Source organism: Ruegeria sp. YTSC199 (assembly GCF_059609725.1).
The window spans coordinates 44,823-64,559 of record NZ_JBXWMF010000004.1 but is presented as its reverse complement, the minus strand read 5'-3'; the positions used below and the strand labels follow the sequence as shown (position 1 = coordinate 64,559).

Sequence of the window (19,737 nt, the reverse complement as noted above, 5' to 3'; positions counted from 1 at the left end):
GATCAGTCGCTGGCCCGCAGGATGCGGGCCGGACGTGCGGCCAGAGGGCGCAGGGCAAATGCTAGTCCCGCGCCAAGGGTCACCAGAATGCCGGCCAGAACGATGCTCAGCGCTGAGGTCCAGATGACCGAGAAACCGATGTCGAAGATGTAGGTGGCAACCGCCCACCCCCCCAGAATGCCGGTCAGCAGGGCAACGCCCCCGGCCGCTGCACCCAGCAGGACCGAGCGTAGAGCAAAGCTGATCAGTATGTGCCGCCGATCCGCGCCCAGTGTTTTCAGGATCGCGGATTCGTAACGACGCGCGGTTTCTCCTGCGGCGGCGGCGCCGATCAGAACAAGAAAGCCGGTCAGCAAAGATATCCCCGCCCCGTAGGACGTTGCCGCTGCCAATCCGGCCAGCAGGCCCGAGACGCGGTCAATCGCGTCGCGTACCCGAATCGCGGTGATGTTGGGAAACTGGTCCGCCAGATCGCGCAGGATGCCGGCTTCGGCCTTTTCTTCGGCATAGACAGTGGCGATGAAGCTGTGCGGCGCCCCGGCAAGAGCCGAGGGGTTCATCGACATGATGAAACCTATGCCAGCGGTCGAGAAATCGACCTCGCGCAGGGAAGTGATTTCAGCGGTGATGTCGCGGCCCAGGATATTCACGGTCAATTCGTCGCCAAGGGACAGGCCCATTTCCTCAGCCTCCTCCGCGGCAAAACTGATTTGCGGAGTGCCGGAGTAATCCTTGGGCCACCATGCCCCTGCGGTGACGCGGGCGTTTTTGGGTGGGTTGGTGGAATAGGTCACGCCCCGATCTCCGTCCAGAACCCAGTGATCGCCTGCGATGTCGCGCGCTGGCCGCCCGTTAATCTGCGTGATGATGCCGCGCAGCATCGGAGCGCTTTCGATGCGGCTAACAGCGGGGTCAGAGTCCAGCCGTTCGGTAAAGCCGGGCATCTGGTCTTTTTGAATGTCGACAAAGAAATAAGACGGGGCCACGTCAGGCAGATTGCCCGAGATGGCATTTCGAAGGGTCCCGTCGATCTGACCAACAGCGGCAAGCACCGAAAGACCCAGCCCCAGCGAGAGGACGACTGATGCAGCCCCCTCTCGGGGGTCTGAGATCGCCGACAAGGCCCACCGCATGGCGGGGCGACCACGGGCCACCTTGGTGCTGATCCGAGCCAGTTTGCGAATCGCAAGGGCAGACAAGGACAGCAGCACCAGCGCACCGATCAACCCTGCACTTGTCCAGAGGGTCAGGCGCATCGAACCGCTGAACCACGCGGCAGACGCGATCAGCAGTGCCAATCCGGTGGCGGTTGCCACCACGAAGGCTGTGCGCGGAAGAGCGCGCGCCGATGACAACGCGTCACGGAACAGGGTCGCAGCGCGGACTTCCTCGGTTCGGGCGAGGGGCCAGAGGGTGAACAGGAGCGCAGTCAGCACCCCGTACAGCGCAGCCTCGGCCAGAGGTCGAAGGTAGAGCGTGAAAACGGCAGGGACAGGCAGGCGGGCCTCGATCAGAGGGGCCAGCAACAGAGGTAAAGCTCCACCGATAGCAATCCCCAACGCGATGCCGATACCTGACAAAACTCCAATCTGAATCATGTATGTCTGAAAGATCGTCACGCGATCCGCGCCTATCGTTCGCAGCGTGGCAATAGTTTCGGTCTTTTGTGCCAGATAGGCGCGGACGGCAGCTGAAACACCGATGCCGCCAACAGCCAGACCGGACAGGCCGACCAGAACCAGAAAGGCACTGAGCCGCGTGACAAACTCGGCAATTCCCGGCGCGCCGTTGCGGGCATCGGTCCAGCGCATTCCGGTGCCGTCGAAACTACTTCTGGCCGAGGCGGACAGGGTTTCGAGGTTGGTCTCCGGCGGCAGCTTCAGCCGGTATTTGGTGGCAAACAACGTCCCCGGCGCCAGCAGGCCGGATGCCTGAAGATCCCGGGTCCGGACCAGAGTGCGCGGCCCCAGCCCAAAGCCGTCCGCGGCGCCGTCCGGTTCATGGATCAATGCTGCCGTCAGCAAGAAATCCTGCGTGCCAAGCGCAAAACGGTCTCCGATGGACAGGCCCAGCCGGTCCATCAGCACCGGATCCATGACCGCTCCGGGCAGGTCCTGCTGGCCGTTCAATGCAGCCGTGAGCGGTTGTTCGGGCTCCAGCCTTGGTGTTCCCAGCAACGGATAGGTCGCGTCCACGGCTTTCACCTGTGTTAGGGCGCGTTGAGTCCGGTCGCCCTGCCGTACAACTGCCATCGAGCGGAAGTCGACCACTTCGGACACATCCGTCGCGGCTTGTCGCATCCACGCACGTTCATCGTCGCTGGCAAAGCGGTAGGTGAATTCCAATTGCGCGTCCCCGCCCAGCAACGCTGCGCCTTCCTGCGTCAGTCCGGTCTGGATCGCGGACCGCACCGACCCGATGGCGGCTATGGCGGCTACCCCAAGGGCCAGACACGCGAGAAATACGCGAAAACCGCGCACGCCACCGCGTAGTTCCCGGTGCGCCAGTCGAGCGGCAAGGCGCAAGCTCATTCCGCGGCCTCTTGCTGGGTGTTTTCCGCGATGGTTCCGTCCCGCAACCGGATTACCCGGTCGCATTTGCGCGCCAGGCTGTGGCTATGGGTGACCAGAACCAGCGTGGCACCATGCTTGTCACGCAAGCCGAACAACAGGTCGACGATGGCCGCACCGGTGGTATCGTCCAGATTTCCGGTCGGCTCGTCCGCCAGCAGGATCTGAGGGCGTGGCGCGGAGGCACGCGCCAGCGCCACCCGTTGCTGTTCACCCCCCGACAACTGCGCCGGATAGTGATCGCGCCGATGTGAAAGGCCGACCGCTTCCAGTTCGGCCTCAGCACGGGCAAACGCGTCTTTATGCCCGGCCAGTTCCAGTGGCGTGGCCACATTCTCAAGCGCCGTCATGGTCGGGATCAGGTGAAAGTTCTGAAACACCACCCCCATGGTATCGCGCCTGAACCGGGCAAGGGCGTCCTCATCCATTCCGGTCAAGTCGCGGCCCAGAGCGGCGATTTCGCCTCCGGTCGCCTGTTCCAACCCTCCCATCAGCATCAGCAGCGAGGATTTGCCGGACCCAGACGGCCCGACTAGCCCCAACGTCTCACCCTGGGCGACGGTCAGAGAGATGTCATGCAGGATTTTCACCCGGCCGGCATTGCCATCCAGCGACAAAGCGGCATTTTGGAGCGAAAGAACGGGTGTCGTCATGGGTCATTCCCGATGGGCGCGGTCATTTGGGATATGGAGCGGTTCAGATGTTGCGCAAGGCTTTGATGTCGATGCTGTTTATGTTTTGCGGCTTTGCGGCCACAGCCGAGCAGGTGGTGATTGCTGCTTTAGGGGATTCGCTGACGCAAGGCTATGGGTTGCCCGAACAGGACGGTTTTGTGCCTCAGTTGGATCGCTGGCTTAAGGCGCAGGGCGCGGATGTGCGCGTGATCAACGCCGGCGTTTCCGGAGACACCACGGCTGGTGGCGCGGCGCGGATGGACTGGACGCTGACCCCGGATTTGGACGGGATGATCGTGGCGCTTGGTGGAAACGATCTGCTGCGGGGAATCGACCCGGCGGTGTCGCGCACCAACCTTGAGAAGATTGTCAAAGCGGCGGATGTCGCAGATGTCGATGTGCTTTTGATCGGGATGCAGGCGCCGGGAAATTATGGGGCCGATTACAAAGAGGCGTTTGATGCCATCTACCCTGATCTGGCCGAACAGTATGAAATCGGCTACGCCCCAAGCTTTTTCACCGGATTGGCCGCCGAGGGCAATCCTGACGCCGCCCGTCTCTATATGCAGCCGGACGGCATTCACCCGAACGCCGAAGGGGTCGCCTTGATCGTTGATAACCTCGGCCCTTATGTGCTGGAACTTGTCGCCGCGGCCCAGCAGTGATCAAACGACGGTTACGACGGTCCCGATCGGCACACGCTCATAGAGATCGACAACGTGTTCGTTCATCATTCGGATACAGCCGTTTGAAACCGCATGGCCGATGGTCTGCGGCTGCGTTGTGCCGTGAATGCGGAAATAGGTGTCGACGCCATTCTGGAACAGGTACAGCGCCCGCGCGCCCAACGGATTATCGCCGCCCCCGGGCTGGACATAGTCATTGTCTTTGAATCGGGCATAAGTAATGGGTTCGCGTTCGATCATCTCGTCGGTCGGGCGCCAGGTTGGCCACTCTTTCTTGACGTCGATGGTGGCGGTGCCAGTGAACTCCAGACCGGCTTTGCCTACCCCGCATCCATAGCGGACCGCCTTGCGCGGCTCGGTCACGAAATACAGGTAGAACGAACGGGGCGCGACCAGCAACTGACCCGGCTGAAACTGCTTCTTTATGCGCACAAATTGCGGCGTGGGATCGTATTCGACAGCTTTATTCTTTGCCGCCGCAACGCCAGGCACCAGGCTGGCGGCTGCGGTCGCGGTCAGAAAGGTACGGCGGGTGATCATGGCAGCTCTCTTTAAAACAACAGACAAATCTTGACCTTAATTTCGGAAGGATAACCGATCTGGTCAATCGCTGGAGAGAAGTAACCCTATTGTGATGTCGTCGTAGGGACACACAATCAGGTAGCAACACGAGCGCAAACAGACACCGAAAAAAGAAAAAGGGCAGAGAACACTCTGCCCTTCCAATATCTTACGCAAGCACGATATTGTCCGCGCTTTCGCGGCCGTCACGACCGGCGCGCAGTTCGTATGTGACCTTCTGGTTGTCGGCCAGGCCGGTCAGGCCCGAGCGTTCCACGGCCGAGATGTGAACGAAGATGTCTTTGCCGCCATCATCGGGTGCGATAAAGCCGTAGCCTTTGGTGGTGTTGAACCATTTTACGGTGCCTGCGGGCATATCCGTTGTCTCCTGTTTAGTGCTGCCCACGGAGTTGCGGCAGCCCGGCGTCGTTGTCTGTATCGATAGACTGAGCGCCGTAGAAGGAGACAGTAGGTCGAAATAGAAAAACGTTAGCGATCTAGATATGGCATCGGCAACGGCGCGGGGCAAGGGAGGAGTCTTGTTCTACAAGAAACAAAAAAAACCGGAAATCCGATGTGGATGGCCAATCTGGCCTGCTGGTGGTCGCCCGAAGAAATGTTGATAGGCCGCCCAAAGAACAGGAAAAGCCGACCTAAATTTTGTACATTTCGCTTTCGGTAGGAAACATCAACCGGATAGCATTCAGGCTTTTGTCGGACAGGGTGAAGGGCTTATCACCACCCTCAGAATGGCCACCCGCCTGGTTGATATGCGGAACCGAGGTTTTGCGCCGCGAAAAAACCGAATACCAGCGTTTCCGTAGCTTGTAGGCAAGCCAGCCGTTCAACTCATTTACGTTTTCGAGCCGAAACAGGCGATCGATATGGTTGACGCCCGCCTGGTCGATGGCGAAGGCTTCAAGGCTGAGCGGAGAAAGATTCTGCGTCGAAATCCAACCGGGGGCCAGTTCTTTCAATCCATCCTTCATACCTATTTTGCCATGCTGGACCCAGTCTTCGAACTCCATCTTCGTCGTTTCATCCCATTCAGGTTCAAAGTTATAGCGGCACTCGGCATCGGGTTTGAAATACCGGTAATATGACCAGAGCATATCAACAGGGTTCCGGATGGTCATGAAATAGGTGAGCTTGGGGTGACCCGGGTACAATTCTGCCAGCTTCGCTTTGACATAGGGCGCGGTATCGTGCGGGTGGAAGTGCTCAGATTCGTGAGCGTAGTCGACGGCAAAATCGCCGTTTTCTTTTGAAAGGTATGGCCACAGATGTCTGCGGACTGATGTGGAGCCACAGCGTGGCTTGGATATGAATACAAGCCCTTTTGAGAACAGCACTCTCACAAATTTGATCCTTATCTTACTTGCCTGTTGTGGTTGTGGCCCACAGAATCAACCTGAATCACTTTTACCCGAATGCCAAGCTGGTATGTCCTGCTTGATGCTTTGGATGCTGCGATGTGATCGCTGAAAAGCGGATTATGATATCCGAATTAGGGTGGAATTCTCGCCTTGTGCGCGGTCTGGCGTCGTGGGCACATCACCGACGCATACGAATGCGTCGGTCACGCGCGTTTTGAAAAATCCCCAACGGGTGCCGATCAAAAGGGGCCACCGATCAGCTACACTCAGTCAGCGACGGGCAGTTTATCTACGACACCGCTGTATCGGGCCGAGGCAATAAAACACTCTGGTAACTCGTCGATCACATCATCAATAGGGTCATACAACCGATCGGCGTCGGCTTTGAACTCATCCGGGATGTCTTTCGGGGTCCGCTCACGCCGCTTGGGCGGGGCGAACTTCAACCCGGTAAACCGCGAAATCGTATCCTGATGTTCCCAAAGCGCGTCATAGCGAACGCACAGAACGGGAACATCTTCAAATGTTACCCACTCCCTGATCTGCCGTGCTTGCTGCAGCACATCGCGTTCGAACAGCTCATCAAAGGTGCCGGTGGCGTGCAGATGATAAAAGTGCTGATCTATCCAGTCCGCGCCAAATCTTTCCATTGCGGAATAGACGGAAAACGCGGAATCCTTGGTCGGTCCGAAACAAAAAACGACCCGGGTATTTTCGGGCCATGTTGAGAGCGGCTGAGGAAAGTCGTGTGTCTTGTACACGCAGGGAGTGAAATACTCCGTGTCACTCAGCCGGGCGACAAAATCCACCCGTTTCGCCGATTTCGGATCGATCTCCTTCAACGCTTCAGCAAGGGCCAGAAAAGTCAACGTGCTGCCGGACCGGCCATTGCTTGCCACAATGACACAGTTTTGAGGTGCGTTTTGCGGAATGCGTTCCAACCGCCGAATAGCAACTCGTTTGCGAACACTACGTTTCCACTTGCCGATGCGCTTTTCAAAAAGGTCGATCATCGTGCAAACTTTTTGTGCTTCAAACGCTTAGGTTCCAGAGCATCAGGGCCCAGTCGGCGTTTCTTGTCTTCTTCATAGTCTTCGAAGTTACCCTCGAACCATTCCACATGGGCGTCGCCCTCGAACGCCAAAATATGCGTGCAGATCCGGTCGAGGAAGAAGCGGTCGTGCGAGATGACCACGGCGCAGCCGGCGAAATCGACCAGCGCGTCTTCCAGCGCGCGCAGGGTTTCGACGTCGAGGTCATTGGTCGGTTCGTCGAGCAGCAGGACGTTGCCGCCCTCTTTCAGCAGGCGGGCCATGTGAACACGGTTGCGCTCACCGCCTGAAAGCAGTGAGACCTTTTTCTGCTGGTCGCCGCCCTTGAAGTTGAAGGACGAGCAATAGGCGCGGGAATTGACCTGCGCGTCACCCAGTTGGATGATCTCGGCACCACCAGTGATCGCCTCCCACACGGTGTCGTTGTCTTTCAGGTCGTCGCGGGACTGGTCGACATAGGACAGCTCGACCGTGTCGCCCAGCGTGATGGTGCCGCTGTCGGGCTGTTCCTGACCGGTGAGCATCTTGAATAGGGTCGATTTACCCGCACCGTTGGGGCCGATAACACCGACAATTCCGCCGGGGGGCAGGGCGAAATCCAGCCCTTCGATCAGTTGCTTGTCGCCCATGTGTTTGGACAGGCCCTCGACCTCGATCACCTTGCCGCCAAGGCGCTGGCCGTTAGGGATGACAATCTGGGCGCGGGTCAGCTTTTCGCGTTCAGACTGCTCGGCCAGTTCGTTATAGGCGTTGATCCGGGCCTTGGATTTGGCCTGTCGGGCCTTCTGACCCTGACGCATCCAGTCCAGTTCGCGCTGCAGGGTCTTTTGCTTGGACTTGTCCTCGCGGGCTTCCTGCTCCAGCCGCTTGGCTTTTTGTTCCAGCCACGCGGAATAGTTGCCCTCGTAAGGCAGGCCCCGGCCACGATCGAGTTCGAGGATCCAGCCGGTGATGCTGTCCAGAAAATAGCGGTCGTGGGTGACGATCAGGATGGTGCCCTTGTAGTCGATCAGGTGCTGTTGCAGCCAGGCAATCGTTTCGGCATCAAGGTGGTTGGTCGGTTCGTCGAGCAGCAGCATGTCGGGCGCTTCCAGCAGCAGTTTGCAGAGCGCGACGCGACGCTTTTCACCGCCCGAGAGGTTGGCGATGTTGGCGTCGTCCGGCGGGCAGCGCAGGGCCTCCATCGACACGTCGATCTGGCTGTCCAGATCCCAGAGGTTCTGGCTGTCGATCTCGTCCTGAAGTTTTGCCATCTCATCGGCGGTTTCGTCCGAGTAGTTCATGGCCAGTTCGTTATAGCGATCAAGGATCGCCTTTTTCCCGGCCACGCCCAGCATCACGTTTTCGCGGACGGTGAGGGCCTCGTCCAGTTTCGGTTCCTGCGGCAGATAGCCGACCTTGGCGCCTTCGGCCGCCCAGGCTTCGCCGGTGAAGTCCTTGTCGAGGCCCGCCATGATCTTCATCAGCGTTGACTTACCCGCGCCGTTGACGCCGACGACACCAATTTTCACGCCGGGCAGAAAGCTCAGGTGGATGTTTTCAAAGCACTTCTTGCCACCGGGATAGGTCTTGGAGACACCCTGCATGTGGTAGACATATTGATAGGCGGCCATGTCGCGTCCTTTGGGTCGGGGAGATTGAGTTGGGCGGTGTGATAGCGGATGGATGGGGTGGGGGCAATGGATATGGCTTCGCAAAACAGCCATTGCCCGGAGTGTTTCCCAACGGGTTGAAAAAAGAGTATCGGTAGAGACCATTGAAGGGACAAAGACATTGCAGGTAACGGAGGAATTCGTGGCATTGTTTGCAGATTGTATTGTGGTCGCTCTAGCTTTTTTTGCCATGTTCCGCGTGGCCAAGTTCTGGTCTGAGGTAGTTGGTGCGCGGTCACGGATTTATCAAGAACCCGTTTCACCGGCGGATCATATTCGCATTCCTGTACCCGCCTCGTATGACAAAAGTACCCCTCAAGATGTTGCCTTTCGAAAATACTGGTGGAAGGCATTCAGGCGGATGCTGGCGGATGCTGGCGGATGCTGGCGGATGCTGGCGGATGTGACGTTTTCTTGTTGCTTCATTTACTTTGTAGTCGAAAAGCTCGGTGCTTGAATGGCGTTGAAACAGCTGATTTCTGGTTGGGCTAAGTCCGGCCAAATTGATTGGATCGGGTTAAGGCCAGAACGGCGTCTCGGGATGCGAGTTCCAGAAGTGACCAAGATATTAGCCGGTGGGCTGGACGGCGACCGAGCACCTGCAGGCAAGCGGGCGGTGACTCTGATCCAGCAGGAGCATCTGGCCGCGATTGGCTCTTATCTGGGGCAGGGGGCGGTTGCGCCTGAAATCCTTCGGCGCAATCTGGTGGTGTCGGGTATCAACCTTGCGGCACTCAAGGGGCGGGAGGTGCAGGTGGGGGAGGCGATTTTGCGCTTTACTGTCATCTGTGCGCCGTGCAGCCGGATGGAGGAGGCGCTGGGCACAGGGGGTTATTCTGCCATGCGCGGGCATGGAGGTTGGTGTGCCGAAGTTGTGCAGCCCGAACGGGTCCGGCTGGGTGATCCTATACAACCTGTTGATTGACAAGCCGACTGAGTTCTGAACATCAGCAAAGGATGTTGCGCAGCACCATTCCATACGCACGACCGGGGCAGGTCATCGGTCTGTTCGGCGGGTCTTTTGATCCTCCGCACCAGGGGCATGTGCATGTGACGCTTGAGGCGATGAAGGCATTTGGGCTGGATCGGGTCTGGTGGCTGGTGTCGCCGGGCAACCCGTTGAAAGAGCGCGGCCCCGCGCCGTTGCAACGGCGGGTCAGTGCGGCGCAGGCTGTCATGCAACATCCGCGTGCCGAGGTAACGGATATCGAGGCGCTGACCGGAACGCGCGCAACGGCTGATACGCTGGCAGCATTGCAGCGGCTTTACCCTCAGGTGCGGTTCGTCTGGCTGATGGGTGCGGATAATCTGGCGCAGTTTCATCGCTGGAAAGACTGGCGCCGAATCATGGATAGCGTGCCGGTTGGTGTGGTTGCGCGGCCGGGGGATCGGATTTCGGCCCGGATGTCGCCTGCCGCCCGGCTGTATGCGCGCTATCGCATCGACGGACAGGCGCGGCATCTGTTGGGCCGCGCACAGGCGCCGGCGTGGTGTTTCGTCAATGTGCCGATGGTCGATGTGAGCTCGACCGAGCTGCGCACGCGCGGTGAGTGGGAAGGTGGAGTGTTGCCTGAATAGCTAAGATGGGCACATAATCGCATTCAGTGGTTGTTTGCCTGTGATCTCTGGGATTTTAATTGACCCATGGTTGATCGTCTTTCGCGTCGTTTGTTTCTTGCCGGTCTGGGGGCCTCGGTTGTTTCAGGCTCGGCTCTGGCTGATGCCCCTGCGCAATCTTTGCGGCCTCAAATTCGGGGGAGTTTACCCACTGGAGCAGAGCGGCTCATTAAATCCGCAAAGCTGAAAGGCGAGGTAGCCTTTGCCGTCGCCGATGTGGAGACCGGTGCTCAGCTTGAGGCATTTGGCGGCGATCAGGGCCTGCCTCCTGCCAGCGTCGCGAAGGCGCTGACGGCGCTTTATGCGCTGGATGTTCTGGGGGCCGAATACCGGTTTGAAACCACCTTGATGGCCGATGGACCGATCGAGAATGGCGTGCTGAAGGGCGACCTGATCCTTGTAGGCGGCGGAGACCCCCTTCTGGATACCGACGATCTGGCCGCATTGGCGGCCAATCTGCGTGAGGCCGGAATTACCGAGGTGCAGGGCGCATTCAAGGTTTATGACGGGGCGCAGCCTTATGTCTTCAGCATTGACCCCGGGCAGCCGGACCATCTGGGATACAGCCCGGCTATCAGCGGCATCTCTTTGAATTTCAACCGCGTGCATTTTGAATGGAAGCGCGGCGGCAGCGGATATGATGTGACCATGGATGCCCGCACGGCGCGTTACAGGCCGTCCGTGGATATGGCGTCAATGCGGGTCGAAAAGCGCAGCTTGCCGATCTACACCTATCAGCCAAGCGCCCGGCAGGATCGTTGGACGGTGGCTAAAGGTGCGCTGGGCAATGGTGGTGCGCGCTGGTTGCCGGTGCGTAAACCGGCGCTTTATGCGGGCGACGTGTTTCGCACGCTGGCGCGGGTGAACGGAATTGTTTTGGGTCGCGTGCAGATCACACGCGAGGTACCGCAGGGCTCTGTTCTGGTGGTGCATCAGAGCGACCCTCTGGAGAGTGTCCTGCGAGGAATGCTGAAATACTCGACCAATATCACGGCTGAAATGGTAGGGATGGCGGCCTCGAAAGCGCGTGGTGCGGATATCCAAAGCCTGGCTGATTCCGCAGCGGAAATGAACCGCTGGGCCTTTGAGGCATACGGTGCGCGCGGCATCGCAATGGTGGATCATTCGGGGCTTGGCGATACCTCACGCGTCGCGCCGACAGATTTTGTGAAAGTTCTGGTTCAAGCTCATAAGGACGGGGCGCTGCGACCGTTGTTGAAAAAATTCACTCTGGCCGACAGTCAGGGGCGCCCGGTCAAGGATCATCCGATCAGGGTGGATGCCAAGACCGGAACGCTGAATTACGTGTCAGGGCTGGGTGGGTTTATCACCGCTCCGGACGGCTCGGAACTGGCCTTTGCCGTCTTTACTGCTGATGTTGATCACCGCGCCACCATCCCCCGCGCGCTGCGCGAACGCCCCGACGGAGCGCGCAGCTGGAACAACAGGTCGCGCAAACTACAGCGCGCGCTGATCGAGCGCTGGGGAATGCTAGCGGGCAGCTGAGATCAGGTGGTGTGGCGCGCCCGCGCGCCGCGCTCGATCGCGGCGGCATGCAGGCGGTCGATATTCAATTCGTACCTGATTTCTTCCAGCAGGCGCAGCTCGGTCTCTGCAAGCGACCCGTCCGCCGCGGCCACGTCACAGGCCAGCGCATAGGCCGTTTCGTGCAACCGCTCGGGCAGGTTATCACGGATCAGGCCGAACAGTGCGTCCAGTCCGTCCTCTTGCTCGAACAGATCGAACACGGTTTGCGATACCCTGCGCGTGCGGTCGATATCGTATTCGGCAAACACCGGTAACATATTTACCGCGCCTTCGATTTTGACCAGTTCGGCCGTGCGGATGGTTTCATCCGACGCAGAGACCGCGACCATGATCGCAACAAGGCAATCCTGAGGGGACATTGGGTGAGGTACTTGTTCGGTCATGGTGTCGTCCTGATTGGGCATTCTGCGCCCGCACGATAGGAGGGCTGGTGGGCAGGTTCAACGGGTTTTACCTCAATAGTCACAGAATGGGCAGTGGCCCCCGCGTTTTGGTCTGGCGCAAAACGAAATTGCTGCGCGTGTCGCGCACTAGCCCGGATTTCAGTAGCCGTTGCATGATGAAATGCTCAAGATCTTCGGGCGTTTTGGCATAGACCTTCAGGATGAAGTCGTGATCGCCCGTGATCGAGGCGCATTCGACGATCTGTGGTTCGGTCTCGACCAGCCGCAGGAATGCGGTAATGCTGTCCTCTTGATGGTCGCGCAAGGCGACGTGGACATAGGCGATAGCGTTTAGCCCCACGGATTTGGCCCGCACCTGAGCGATATAGCCCGAGACCACGCCCGACGCCTCAAGGTCGCGTACGCGCCGCCAGCACTGCGAGGCCGAAAGGCCGGTGCGGTCGGCGAGTTCCTGCATCGACAGGCGGCCATCGGTCTGCAACTGCTGCAGGATGGTAATATCAGCGGGTTGAAGCGTTTGTTTCACAATTGATGCCTTTGCGATACATATTCTCCAAATTACCAGGAAAACCTCGTTGCAACAAACCAGAATTATCAACGCGCGCGGCTATACTTTCCTCAAGGAGGAGAAAGTGATGCCAAAATCGACCAAATACGTCGCCAAAGTGGCTGATACGCGCGGCCATATCGCCTATACGGCTGAGGAAGACGCGGTTTGGGCCGATCTCTATGCCGCGCAAGAGAAAAATGTGCAGCGCTACATGGCGCGCGATTACCTTTCGGGGCTGGAAAGGCTGGATCTGCCGAAAAACCATGTTCCGTCCTGCGCCGATATCTCGGAGCGCCTGATGGATATGACCGGGTGGCGGGTGCAGCCGGTGCCCGCGCTGATCGGTTTCAAGACTTTCTTTGGTATGCTAGCTGATCGGGTATTTCCCGCCGCATCCTTCATCCGGTCGCGCGAGGATTTCGATTACATCGAAGAGCCTGACATCTTTCACGAGATTTTTGGCCATACCCCTTTGCTGAGCGATCCGCGCTTTGCGGCTTTTAGCCATGCCATCGGCAAAGCCGGGGTGCAGGCTAGTGACAAGGACTATTCCTGGCTGATCCGGCTCTATTGGTTCTCGATTGAATTTGGGCTGCGACGGCAGGACGGAGAGATCAAGGCGCTGGGGTCGGGGCTTGCGTCCTCGCCGACTGAACTGGTTTACGCCGTCGAAAGCGACATTCCGGACCGTGATCCGTTCGATGTTCTGACGATCCTGCGTACGCCCTATCGGATCGACATGCACCAGATGGGCTATTTCGTGTTAAACTCACCTGAGGAGCTGTTCGCCGCCGCCGAGCGCGATCTGCTGGCGGATGTGTGGCAGGCGCAGTCCCTTGGGTTGCTGCCGAACAAGTTCCCGGAAAAAGCAACCGCAGCGGAGTGAACGGATCATGACCACATCAGGAGAAACCTGCAGCCTTTCGGACCGAACCTGTGTGCCCTGTTCCGGAGGTGTCCCGGCCCTGACCCGGGACGAGGCAAACACCCACATGGCGGAACTTTCGTCCGACTGGAATTTGGACACAGAGGCAAAGGAACTCAGCCGCCACTACAAGTTCAAAGGGTTCGCCAAGGCGACTTATCTGGCCAATCTTTGCGCTTGGCTGGCCGATCAGCAGGGGCATCACCCGGATGTATCGTTTGGCTGGGGCTATGTGGACGTCAAACTGACCACTCATGAAATAGGCGGTCTTAGCGAGAATGACTTCATTTGGGCCGCTAAATTGGACCAGTTGACCGCGTAAAACGACCTTCCATTCAGGAAAAACCCTTCAGTTTATTGACTCATGCTGCACCGGCACAATAGGAGGGGCCGGTCGGTTGCAACGGGCGACCGGCGCTGTTTTTCCCGATGGAGCAAATCTGATGTCTGAACTGCGTGAAACCGCGATGTCGTCCAAGGCCTGGCCTTTCGAAGAGGCGCGCCGGTTGCTCAAACGCTATCAGAAAGCGGCTCCGGAAAAAGGGTACGTGCTGTTCGAAACCGGCTATGGCCCCTCGGGCCTGCCGCATATCGGCACCTTTGGCGAGGTCGCGCGCACTACGATGGTCAAGCGCGCGTTCGAGGCGCTGTCGGACATCCCGACCAAGCTGATCTGTTTCTCGGACGATCTGGACGGAATGCGCAAAGTGCCCAGCAATGTGCCGAACCCAGAGATACTAGAGCAGCATCTGCAGCGCCCGCTGACCTCGGTGCCTGATCCGTTTGGTGAATACGACAGCTTCGGTGAGTATAACAACGCGATGCTGCGGCGGTTCCTCGATACTTTTGGTTTCGAGTATGAGTTCTACTCAGCCAAGCAATTCTACGAGTCCGGGCAGTTTGACGAAATCCTCAAACGCGCGGTTGAGCGCTACGACGAGATCATGGCGATCATGCTCAAAAGCCTGCGCGAAGAGCGCCAGCAGACCTATTCGATCTTCCTGCCGCTGCACCCCGAAAGTGGGCGGGTTATGTATGTGCCGATGAAAAAGGTCTGCGCTGAAACATACACCGTCACCTTTGACGATGAGACTGGCAAGGAATGGACCGTTCCTGTCACTGGCGGCAACGTGAAACTGCAGTGGAAGCCGGACTTTGGCGCACGCTGGGCCGCGCTGGGCGTCGATTTCGAGATGTACGGCAAGGAACATGCGACCAACGAGAAAATCTATGACGCGATCTGCCGTGCACTGGGTGGTCGCGCGCCGGAGCATTTCTCGTACGAGCTGTTTCTGGATGAGAACGGTCAGAAAATCTCGAAGTCTTCCGGCAATGGTGTGTCAATTGACGAATGGCTGACCTATGCGCCGACCGAGTCCCTGGCCTATTTCATGTACCAGAAGCCCAAGACGGCCAAGCGGATGCATTTCGACGTGATCCCGAAAGCATATGACGAATATCACCAGCAGCTGCGCGCCTATCCGGGACAGGACCTGAAGGCTCAATTGAACAACCCGGTGTGGCATATCCACGGCGGCAACGTTCCCGAGTCCACGCTGATGGTACCATTTGCGATGCTGCTGAACCTGGCTTCGGTTTCCGGGGCCGAGGACAAAGAGGCGTTGTGGGGCTTCATCCGCCGCTACGCGCCCGAAGCCACGGCCGAAACGCACCCCGATCTGGATCAGGCGGCGGGTTTTGCCGTGCGTTACTTCAACGATTTCGTTAAACCAACCCGCCAGCACCGCGCGCCGACCGATCAGGAACGCGAGGCGCTTGAGGCGCTGAAAGCTGCGCTTGAGGCTTATGATGGTCCGATAGAAGACGAAGCGTTGCAATCCGTGGTCTACTCCGTCGGGCGTGAGCGGTTTGACCCGATGCGAGGCTGGTTCACGGCTTTGTACGAAGTACTGCTGGGGGCATCTCAAGGCCCGCGTTTCGGGGGATTTATTGCGTTGTACGGCGTGCCCGAAACCATCGCACTGATCGAAAAGGCACTGGCCGGAGAGCTGGTCTGATTTGACCTGAAACCACGTGGGGCTACCCTTTCAACAGGAGGTAGCCCCATGCGTCGATTATTGCTTGCCGTATCCCTGAGCGCCGGTTTGGCGTCGGGCGCATTTGCCCAAAGCGCCGAGATCGAGGCCAATATCTCGGCGCAGATACAGGCCTTCAAAGCGGATGATTTCGCCGCTGCTTTCACCTTCGCCAGCCCCACTATTCAGCAGCTGTTCCAAACGCCCGAGAATTTCGGGGTGATGGTCAAACGTGGCTATCCGATGGTTTGGCGGCCTGCGGATGTGCGCTTTCTGGAGTTGCGCGAAGTCGCGGGAGCACTGTGGCAGAAGGTCATGATCACCGACGGCGCGGGCCGAGTGCACATTCTGGACTATCAGATGGTGCCGCTAGAAAACGGCTGGAAGATCAACGGTGTTCAGTTGCTGGGCAATTCTGACCCTGCAACTTGATGCAACACCACCGTCACGGTGGCATGAGTGGCGGTTAATCCCAATTCGGTACTCAGACTTTTGCGTTCGGGGCGCGCGATCCCGGGCTCTGGGTTTATGCGCGTGGCGGGTCGCCGCTCGCGCGATTGGGAAAGGGATTTCTATGAATAAGGCAATCACCGACGGCATCGTGTTCATGCCGCCTGCTTTCGCAAACGGTCTGAATGTGTGGTCCAGCGGCGATGGGACGCCGGGCTCGCCGACCTATGACGGGTCGGGCACCGGTGCGTTTGTTCCGGCCGATGCGGATTTCGGCGGCTGTCTTGAAATCCTGAAGGTCAGCGCCACCCAACGTCTGCGCTATATGGGCCAGACGCCGCTGCTGCCGGGCTGTTATCTGCAGATCAGGGCGCGGGTCAAAGCGATCAGTGGCCCGTTGCCCGAAGTGCGCATCGCCGGCTGGGCTGGAAGTGCCGGAGACGTACAGGTCACTGGCGTGGTCGAGCAGGGCCCGGCCACGCAGCTTTCAGGCTATGGCACGGTGCATGAGGTTACCGCCATTGTCGGCACCGGACAGCGCCCCGGTGTGGACATGCCTTGGGGTGTGCAGGCGCTGTACGGGCATTTCGGGCTGGATATCGATGGTGCAAACGGGGCCGTCATCCGGGTCGACGATATCGAGATTACGGATATCACCAGCGTGTTCCTGCGGAACCTGATCAGCCTGGTCGATGTGCGCGATTTCGGAGCAGTCGGTGACGGTGTGGCGGATGACTCGGCGGCCTTTGAGGCGGCGGATCAAGCCGCGAATGGGCGCACGGTTTTCGTGCCCGAGGGCACCTATCTGTTGGCGCAGAACACGTCGATGACGTCTGAGATGGATTTTGAAGGCACGGTAACGATGCCCGACGACAAGATGCTGCTGCTGACCAAGAATTTTGACCTGCCGACCTATATCAACGCTTTTGGCAATGAAACGCTGGCTTTCAAAAAGGCGTTTCAGGCACTTCTGAATAATTCGGACCATGAATCGCTTGATCTGGGGGCGCGCAAGATTTCAGTCAGCGAACCCATCGACATGGCCGCCGCGGTGCCGAACCGGCAAAGCGGGTTCTCGACACGCCGGGTAATCCGTAATGGCCAGTTCGACGTCCAGAACAACTCGGCCTGGGATACCGAGACTTTCACCTCGGTTGCGACCTACAACCCGAACGATCCCACCCGTTTGGTAAATGTTGCCAACGTGGCCAATATTCCTGTCGGCGCTCTGGTGCAGGGCAGCGGGGTCGGGCGTGAAATCTATGTCCGTTCCAAGAACGAGGGCGCAGGTGAGATCACGCTGAATGCCCCGCTGTATGATGCGGCCGGTACGCAGACCTTCACCTTCGAGTCTTTCAAGTACCTGCTGGATTTCAGCGGATTCAGCACGCTGCGCAAGTTCGGGATGGAAGAGATCGAGTTCCAGTGCAACGGCCGCAGCAGTGCGATCCGTCTGGCGCCCTCGGGCAGCACCTTTGCCGTGACGAACTGTTTTATCAGCCGCCCCAAGGATCGGGGTATCACGTCTATCGGAACCGGATGTCAGGGCATGCTGATCGACAATTGCCAGTTCCTGTCCACCGAAGAATCCTTCAACGTGCAGGATCGTAAATCCATCGCGCTGAACTCCACCGCCAATGACGTCAAATTGCGTCACAACCGGGCGGTGCGGTTCCGGCACTTTGCCATTCTGGGCGGCACCAACAACATGATCCTGGGGAACCACTTTTTCCAAGGCGATAGCATTCCGCAGGGCGTCCGCAGCGCTGGTCTTGTCATGATCGGTACGTATAACAGCTCGACCATCTCGGGGAACTATATCGATAACTGCTCGGTCCAGTGGACCAACGAACGGGACGCAAACCCGGTTTATACTGCCGGGTATTCGTTCAGTTCGATGGCTATTACGGACAATATCTTCTACTCCAGCGAAGTTGCGCCCTGGTTCACCTATCTTGTCATTCGGCCTTATGGTGCAGGGCACTTCCTGAACGGTGTGGTCGTGACCGGGAACAAGTTCCGCTCAACAAGCGGCAGTATCACCCGGGTGGAACGGGTGGACACCACCTATGCCGATCTGAACAAATATGCGCATCGGGCTGTGACGTTCGAGAACAATACGTTCCACGGGGTGGACCAGAAAGTTTCGAACCCCCTGCGGGTCAGGTACGCACAAGGTTCCGCATCGCAAGCCTGGACTGTCCAGACTTCGGGTCAACTGCCGTTCGGTGGTCTTGCCCGCAGCTGTGATGCGGTCACGGTTCTGGGGTCCCTGAGAACCGTGTTCGGATCGCTGACCTTTGCCAACCCGTATGTCGAGTTGGAGCAGGGCGCAACGAATGACGCGGTCAACCTGCGCTGGCCCGAAGCGGTTAGCGGCGAGGTTTCCGCGATCGTGCGAATGGAGCGCTGATTCTTTGACTGGCCGCCCTGTCATGGGGCGGCCGGTTCGCCTGCCTCAGAACTCATTCCAGATCGCCAGCTTCAGCCCCGTATCGCTGCGTGTATCATTGCGCTCGAGTCCCAGCACCCACGTTGTCGAACTATTCCTTGTTCGGATCATGACCGAGGGCCGTGCTCTCCAATACAGCGAATGGTCGGAGGTATAGGCTGTTTCGATCTGTATCAGCGGGTTCAACAGACGATCCCCGGACAGACCTGCGGTGATATCCAGTTTGCGATACAGGGCGTCATGCGTGCGCAATTCCAAAGCGGTATCGACGGCCACCCAGCCGTCCCCCCATCCGGTCTGGAACCCTTTGCCATAAGAGATTGTGAGCTTGTACATGGCCCAGGCGTCCCGGTGCCGGTGATGAGCGCCTGCCCCGAACTCGACTGCAAAACGTCCCCATTTATCGAAATCGGCGACCGGAAGCCGGGCAAACATAAGCGCGTGGCCATAGAGATCGCGGTTTTCCTCGAAATCCAGCCCGATTGTCAGGTGCGGCCTGTATCCAAACTCTGCGTATAGCCCTGTTTTGTAATCATAAGCGCCGCCGGGGTCTTTGAAGGCGGTTACCGAAGCTGCGGTAAATGCCGCTCCCTTCTCCTGCAGCCACGCCCCGGACCATGCCGGAGCGGCGGCAAGCAGCAGAGACAAAAGAAGGGCGATCCGGCACATGCGCGCAGAATCCGCCAGCATGGTTAACGGATGGTTAGTAATTCGGTCATTTTTTGAGAACCGGCAAAGAGACTTCGGCTGCAAAGGAAACACGAGACCTTTGCAATTCCTGTGTTAAGCTTGTGAAACAATAAGGAGAATCCAGATGCCGAAGATTTCCAAGAGCGCGAGCGTTCAGACAGTTATCACCACCTTTGAAATGACGCCCGGCACCTGCCACGATCTGTTAGAGGCGCTGACCGACGCCTATGCCGAGTTCATCTCGAAACAGCCGGGATTTATCTCGGCCGGACTGCATGTGAACGATGCCCAGACGCGGATTGCCAATTATTCACAATGGGAACGCCGCGAGGATTTTCTGGCCATGCTACGCACCCCTGAAATGCGCGACCGTAACCGCAGGATCAACGAGCTATGCAAAAGCTTTGAACCGGTGATGTATGACGTGGCTGAAACTTTTGGCAGTTCCTGACTTGGATCAAAGCCTTAACACTCGGCCTCGCCCAAGGTGGGTG

21 protein-coding genes are annotated in these 19,737 nt (G+C 58.4%); 11 read left to right on the top strand and 10 right to left on the bottom strand.

What is annotated here, in order from left to right; all coding sequences use genetic code 11:
• Nucleotides 1–2 precede the first annotated feature (2 nt).
• On the bottom strand, nucleotides 3–2,531 hold the full coding sequence (locus tag AC2FEE_RS04805) for an ABC transporter permease (RefSeq protein WP_496863428.1): 2,529 nt from the start codon (nucleotides 2,529–2,531) through the stop codon (nucleotides 3–5).
• Nucleotides 2,528–3,223 carry an ABC transporter ATP-binding protein gene (locus AC2FEE_RS04800; protein WP_496863427.1) on the bottom strand — a complete coding sequence of 232 codons (696 nt, stop codon included), beginning with the start codon at nucleotides 3,221–3,223 and terminating at the stop codon, nucleotides 2,528–2,530. The genes AC2FEE_RS04805 and AC2FEE_RS04800 overlap by 4 nt, the downstream gene beginning before the upstream one ends.
• A 47-nt stretch (nucleotides 3,224–3,270) precedes the next feature.
• Between AC2FEE_RS04800 and AC2FEE_RS04795 the strand changes: the two genes are divergently transcribed.
• Nucleotides 3,271–3,909: an arylesterase gene (locus tag AC2FEE_RS04795; protein ID WP_496863426.1), complete on the top strand. Its 639-nt coding sequence runs from the start codon at nucleotides 3,271–3,273 to the stop codon at nucleotides 3,907–3,909.
• Here AC2FEE_RS04795 and AC2FEE_RS04790 read toward each other — a convergent pair whose 3' ends face one another.
• From AC2FEE_RS04790 to ettA, 5 genes are all read right to left on the bottom strand, one after another.
• Nucleotides 3,910–4,470, bottom strand: a complete 561-nt coding sequence (locus AC2FEE_RS04790) for a L,D-transpeptidase (protein WP_496863424.1) — start codon at nucleotides 4,468–4,470, stop codon at nucleotides 3,910–3,912.
• 190 nt (nucleotides 4,471–4,660) lie between these two features.
• Nucleotides 4,661–4,867 (bottom strand): cold-shock protein, encoded by a 207-nt coding sequence (locus AC2FEE_RS04785; protein WP_496863423.1) that lies wholly within the window; start codon nucleotides 4,865–4,867, stop codon nucleotides 4,661–4,663.
• 277 nt (nucleotides 4,868–5,144) lie between these two features.
• Nucleotides 5,145–5,849: a sulfotransferase family protein gene (locus tag AC2FEE_RS04780; protein ID WP_496863421.1), complete on the bottom strand. Its 705-nt coding sequence runs from the start codon at nucleotides 5,847–5,849 to the stop codon at nucleotides 5,145–5,147.
• Nucleotides 5,850–6,133: 284 nt separating this feature from the next.
• Nucleotides 6,134–6,880, bottom strand: coding sequence for a hypothetical protein (locus tag AC2FEE_RS04775; protein WP_496863420.1), 747 nt, complete (start codon nucleotides 6,878–6,880; stop codon nucleotides 6,134–6,136).
• Nucleotides 6,877–8,532 carry an energy-dependent translational throttle protein EttA gene (gene ettA, locus AC2FEE_RS04770; RefSeq protein ID WP_496863418.1) on the bottom strand — a complete coding sequence of 552 codons (1,656 nt, stop codon included), beginning with the start codon at nucleotides 8,530–8,532 and terminating at the stop codon, nucleotides 6,877–6,879. Before ettA ends, AC2FEE_RS04775 begins: the two co-directional genes overlap by 4 nt.
• 181 nt (nucleotides 8,533–8,713) lie before the next feature.
• Between ettA and AC2FEE_RS04765 the strand changes: the two genes are divergently transcribed.
• The 4 genes from AC2FEE_RS04765 to dacB all read left to right on the top strand — a co-directional run bounded on the left by AC2FEE_RS04765 (nucleotide 8,714) and on the right by dacB (nucleotide 11,694).
• A complete protein-coding gene (locus AC2FEE_RS04765) occupies nucleotides 8,714–9,028 on the top strand; it encodes a hypothetical protein (RefSeq protein WP_496863416.1) in 315 nt (104 codons plus the stop codon).
• 99 nt (nucleotides 9,029–9,127) lie between these two features.
• Nucleotides 9,128–9,496, top strand: a complete 369-nt coding sequence (locus AC2FEE_RS04760) for an MOSC domain-containing protein (RefSeq protein WP_496863415.1) — start codon at nucleotides 9,128–9,130, stop codon at nucleotides 9,494–9,496.
• Between the two features lie 32 nt (nucleotides 9,497–9,528).
• Complete coding sequence (locus AC2FEE_RS04755; RefSeq protein WP_496863414.1) at nucleotides 9,529–10,149, top strand: nicotinate-nucleotide adenylyltransferase; 621 nt, start codon at nucleotides 9,529–9,531, stop codon at nucleotides 10,147–10,149.
• Nucleotides 10,150–10,215: 66 nt separating this feature from the next.
• Nucleotides 10,216–11,694 (top strand): D-alanyl-D-alanine carboxypeptidase/D-alanyl-D-alanine endopeptidase, encoded by a 1,479-nt coding sequence (dacB, locus tag AC2FEE_RS04750; protein WP_496863413.1) that lies wholly within the window; start codon nucleotides 10,216–10,218, stop codon nucleotides 11,692–11,694.
• Nucleotides 11,695–11,696: 2 nt separating this feature from the next.
• On the opposite strand, the gene AC2FEE_RS04745 is transcribed toward dacB, so the two are convergent.
• Both AC2FEE_RS04745 and AC2FEE_RS04740 read right to left on the bottom strand, forming a co-directional pair.
• Complete coding sequence (locus AC2FEE_RS04745) at nucleotides 11,697–12,119, bottom strand: tellurite resistance TerB family protein (RefSeq protein WP_170327101.1); 423 nt, start codon at nucleotides 12,117–12,119, stop codon at nucleotides 11,697–11,699.
• Between the two features lie 79 nt (nucleotides 12,120–12,198).
• The gene (locus AC2FEE_RS04740; RefSeq protein WP_496863411.1) at nucleotides 12,199–12,666 is read right to left on the bottom strand and encodes an Lrp/AsnC family transcriptional regulator; all 468 of its coding nucleotides are present in this window, start codon (nucleotides 12,664–12,666) and stop codon (nucleotides 12,199–12,201) included.
• A 109-nt stretch (nucleotides 12,667–12,775) separates the two neighbouring features.
• On the opposite strand from AC2FEE_RS04740, the gene phhA reads away from it, so the two are divergent.
• The 5 genes from phhA to AC2FEE_RS04715 all read left to right on the top strand — a co-directional run bounded on the left by phhA (nucleotide 12,776) and on the right by AC2FEE_RS04715 (nucleotide 18,514).
• A complete protein-coding gene (phhA, locus tag AC2FEE_RS04735; protein ID WP_496863410.1) occupies nucleotides 12,776–13,576 on the top strand; it encodes a phenylalanine 4-monooxygenase in 801 nt (266 codons plus the stop codon).
• 7 nt (nucleotides 13,577–13,583) lie between these two features.
• Entirely contained in the window at nucleotides 13,584–13,937 is a 354-nt protein-coding gene (locus AC2FEE_RS04730) for a 4a-hydroxytetrahydrobiopterin dehydratase (protein WP_480641849.1), read from the top strand.
• A 121-nt stretch (nucleotides 13,938–14,058) separates the two neighbouring features.
• On the top strand, nucleotides 14,059–15,633 hold the full coding sequence (locus tag AC2FEE_RS04725; protein WP_496863408.1) for a lysine--tRNA ligase: 1,575 nt from the start codon (nucleotides 14,059–14,061) through the stop codon (nucleotides 15,631–15,633).
• A gap of 48 nt (nucleotides 15,634–15,681) precedes the next feature.
• Nucleotides 15,682–16,083 carry a DUF4864 domain-containing protein gene (locus AC2FEE_RS04720; protein ID WP_496863407.1) on the top strand — a complete coding sequence of 134 codons (402 nt, stop codon included), beginning with the start codon at nucleotides 15,682–15,684 and terminating at the stop codon, nucleotides 16,081–16,083.
• A gap of 142 nt (nucleotides 16,084–16,225) precedes the next feature.
• Nucleotides 16,226–18,514 carry a glycosyl hydrolase family 28-related protein gene (locus AC2FEE_RS04715; protein WP_496863406.1) on the top strand — a complete coding sequence of 763 codons (2,289 nt, stop codon included), beginning with the start codon at nucleotides 16,226–16,228 and terminating at the stop codon, nucleotides 18,512–18,514.
• A 45-nt stretch (nucleotides 18,515–18,559) separates the two neighbouring features.
• Here the strand turns inward: AC2FEE_RS04715 and AC2FEE_RS04710 are convergent, their stop codons facing one another.
• A complete protein-coding gene (locus AC2FEE_RS04710) occupies nucleotides 18,560–19,243 on the bottom strand; it encodes a hypothetical protein (protein WP_496863405.1) in 684 nt (227 codons plus the stop codon).
• Between the two features lie 124 nt (nucleotides 19,244–19,367).
• Between AC2FEE_RS04710 and AC2FEE_RS04705 the strand changes: the two genes are divergently transcribed.
• Nucleotides 19,368–19,694 carry an antibiotic biosynthesis monooxygenase family protein gene (locus tag AC2FEE_RS04705; protein ID WP_496863404.1) on the top strand — a complete coding sequence of 109 codons (327 nt, stop codon included), beginning with the start codon at nucleotides 19,368–19,370 and terminating at the stop codon, nucleotides 19,692–19,694.
• Nucleotides 19,695–19,737: the final 43 nt, after the last annotated feature.

Bases quoted from the DNA above. Each gene is read 5' to 3' on its own strand.
- AC2FEE_RS04805 (WP_496863428.1), bottom strand. From the start codon at position 2,531: ATGAGCTTGCGCCTTGCCGCTCGACTGGCGCACCGGGAACTACGCGGT.
- AC2FEE_RS04800 (WP_496863427.1), bottom strand. From the start codon at position 3,223: ATGACGACACCCGTTCTTTCGCTCCAAAATGCCGCTTTGTCGCTGGAT.
- AC2FEE_RS04795 (WP_496863426.1), top strand. From the start codon at position 3,271: ATGTTGCGCAAGGCTTTGATGTCGATGCTGTTTATGTTTTGCGGCTTT.
- AC2FEE_RS04790 (WP_496863424.1), bottom strand. From the start codon at position 4,470: ATGATCACCCGCCGTACCTTTCTGACCGCGACCGCAGCCGCCAGCCTG.
- AC2FEE_RS04785 (WP_496863423.1), bottom strand. From the start codon at position 4,867: ATGCCCGCAGGCACCGTAAAATGGTTCAACACCACCAAAGGCTACGGC.
- AC2FEE_RS04775 (WP_496863420.1), bottom strand. From the start codon at position 6,880: ATGATCGACCTTTTTGAAAAGCGCATCGGCAAGTGGAAACGTAGTGTT.
- ettA (WP_496863418.1), bottom strand. From the start codon at position 8,532: ATGGCCGCCTATCAATATGTCTACCACATGCAGGGTGTCTCCAAGACC.
- AC2FEE_RS04755 (WP_496863414.1), top strand. From the start codon at position 9,529: ATGTTGCGCAGCACCATTCCATACGCACGACCGGGGCAGGTCATCGGT.
- dacB (WP_496863413.1), top strand. From the start codon at position 10,216: ATGGTTGATCGTCTTTCGCGTCGTTTGTTTCTTGCCGGTCTGGGGGCC.
- AC2FEE_RS04745 (WP_170327101.1), bottom strand. From the start codon at position 12,119: ATGACCGAACAAGTACCTCACCCAATGTCCCCTCAGGATTGCCTTGTT.
- phhA (WP_496863410.1), top strand. From the start codon at position 12,776: ATGCCAAAATCGACCAAATACGTCGCCAAAGTGGCTGATACGCGCGGC.
- AC2FEE_RS04730 (WP_480641849.1), top strand. From the start codon at position 13,584: ATGACCACATCAGGAGAAACCTGCAGCCTTTCGGACCGAACCTGTGTG.
- AC2FEE_RS04725 (WP_496863408.1), top strand. From the start codon at position 14,059: ATGTCTGAACTGCGTGAAACCGCGATGTCGTCCAAGGCCTGGCCTTTC.
- AC2FEE_RS04720 (WP_496863407.1), top strand. From the start codon at position 15,682: ATGCGTCGATTATTGCTTGCCGTATCCCTGAGCGCCGGTTTGGCGTCG.
- AC2FEE_RS04715 (WP_496863406.1), top strand. From the start codon at position 16,226: ATGAATAAGGCAATCACCGACGGCATCGTGTTCATGCCGCCTGCTTTC.
- AC2FEE_RS04710 (WP_496863405.1), bottom strand. From the start codon at position 19,243: ATGCTGGCGGATTCTGCGCGCATGTGCCGGATCGCCCTTCTTTTGTCT.
- AC2FEE_RS04705 (WP_496863404.1), top strand. From the start codon at position 19,368: ATGCCGAAGATTTCCAAGAGCGCGAGCGTTCAGACAGTTATCACCACC.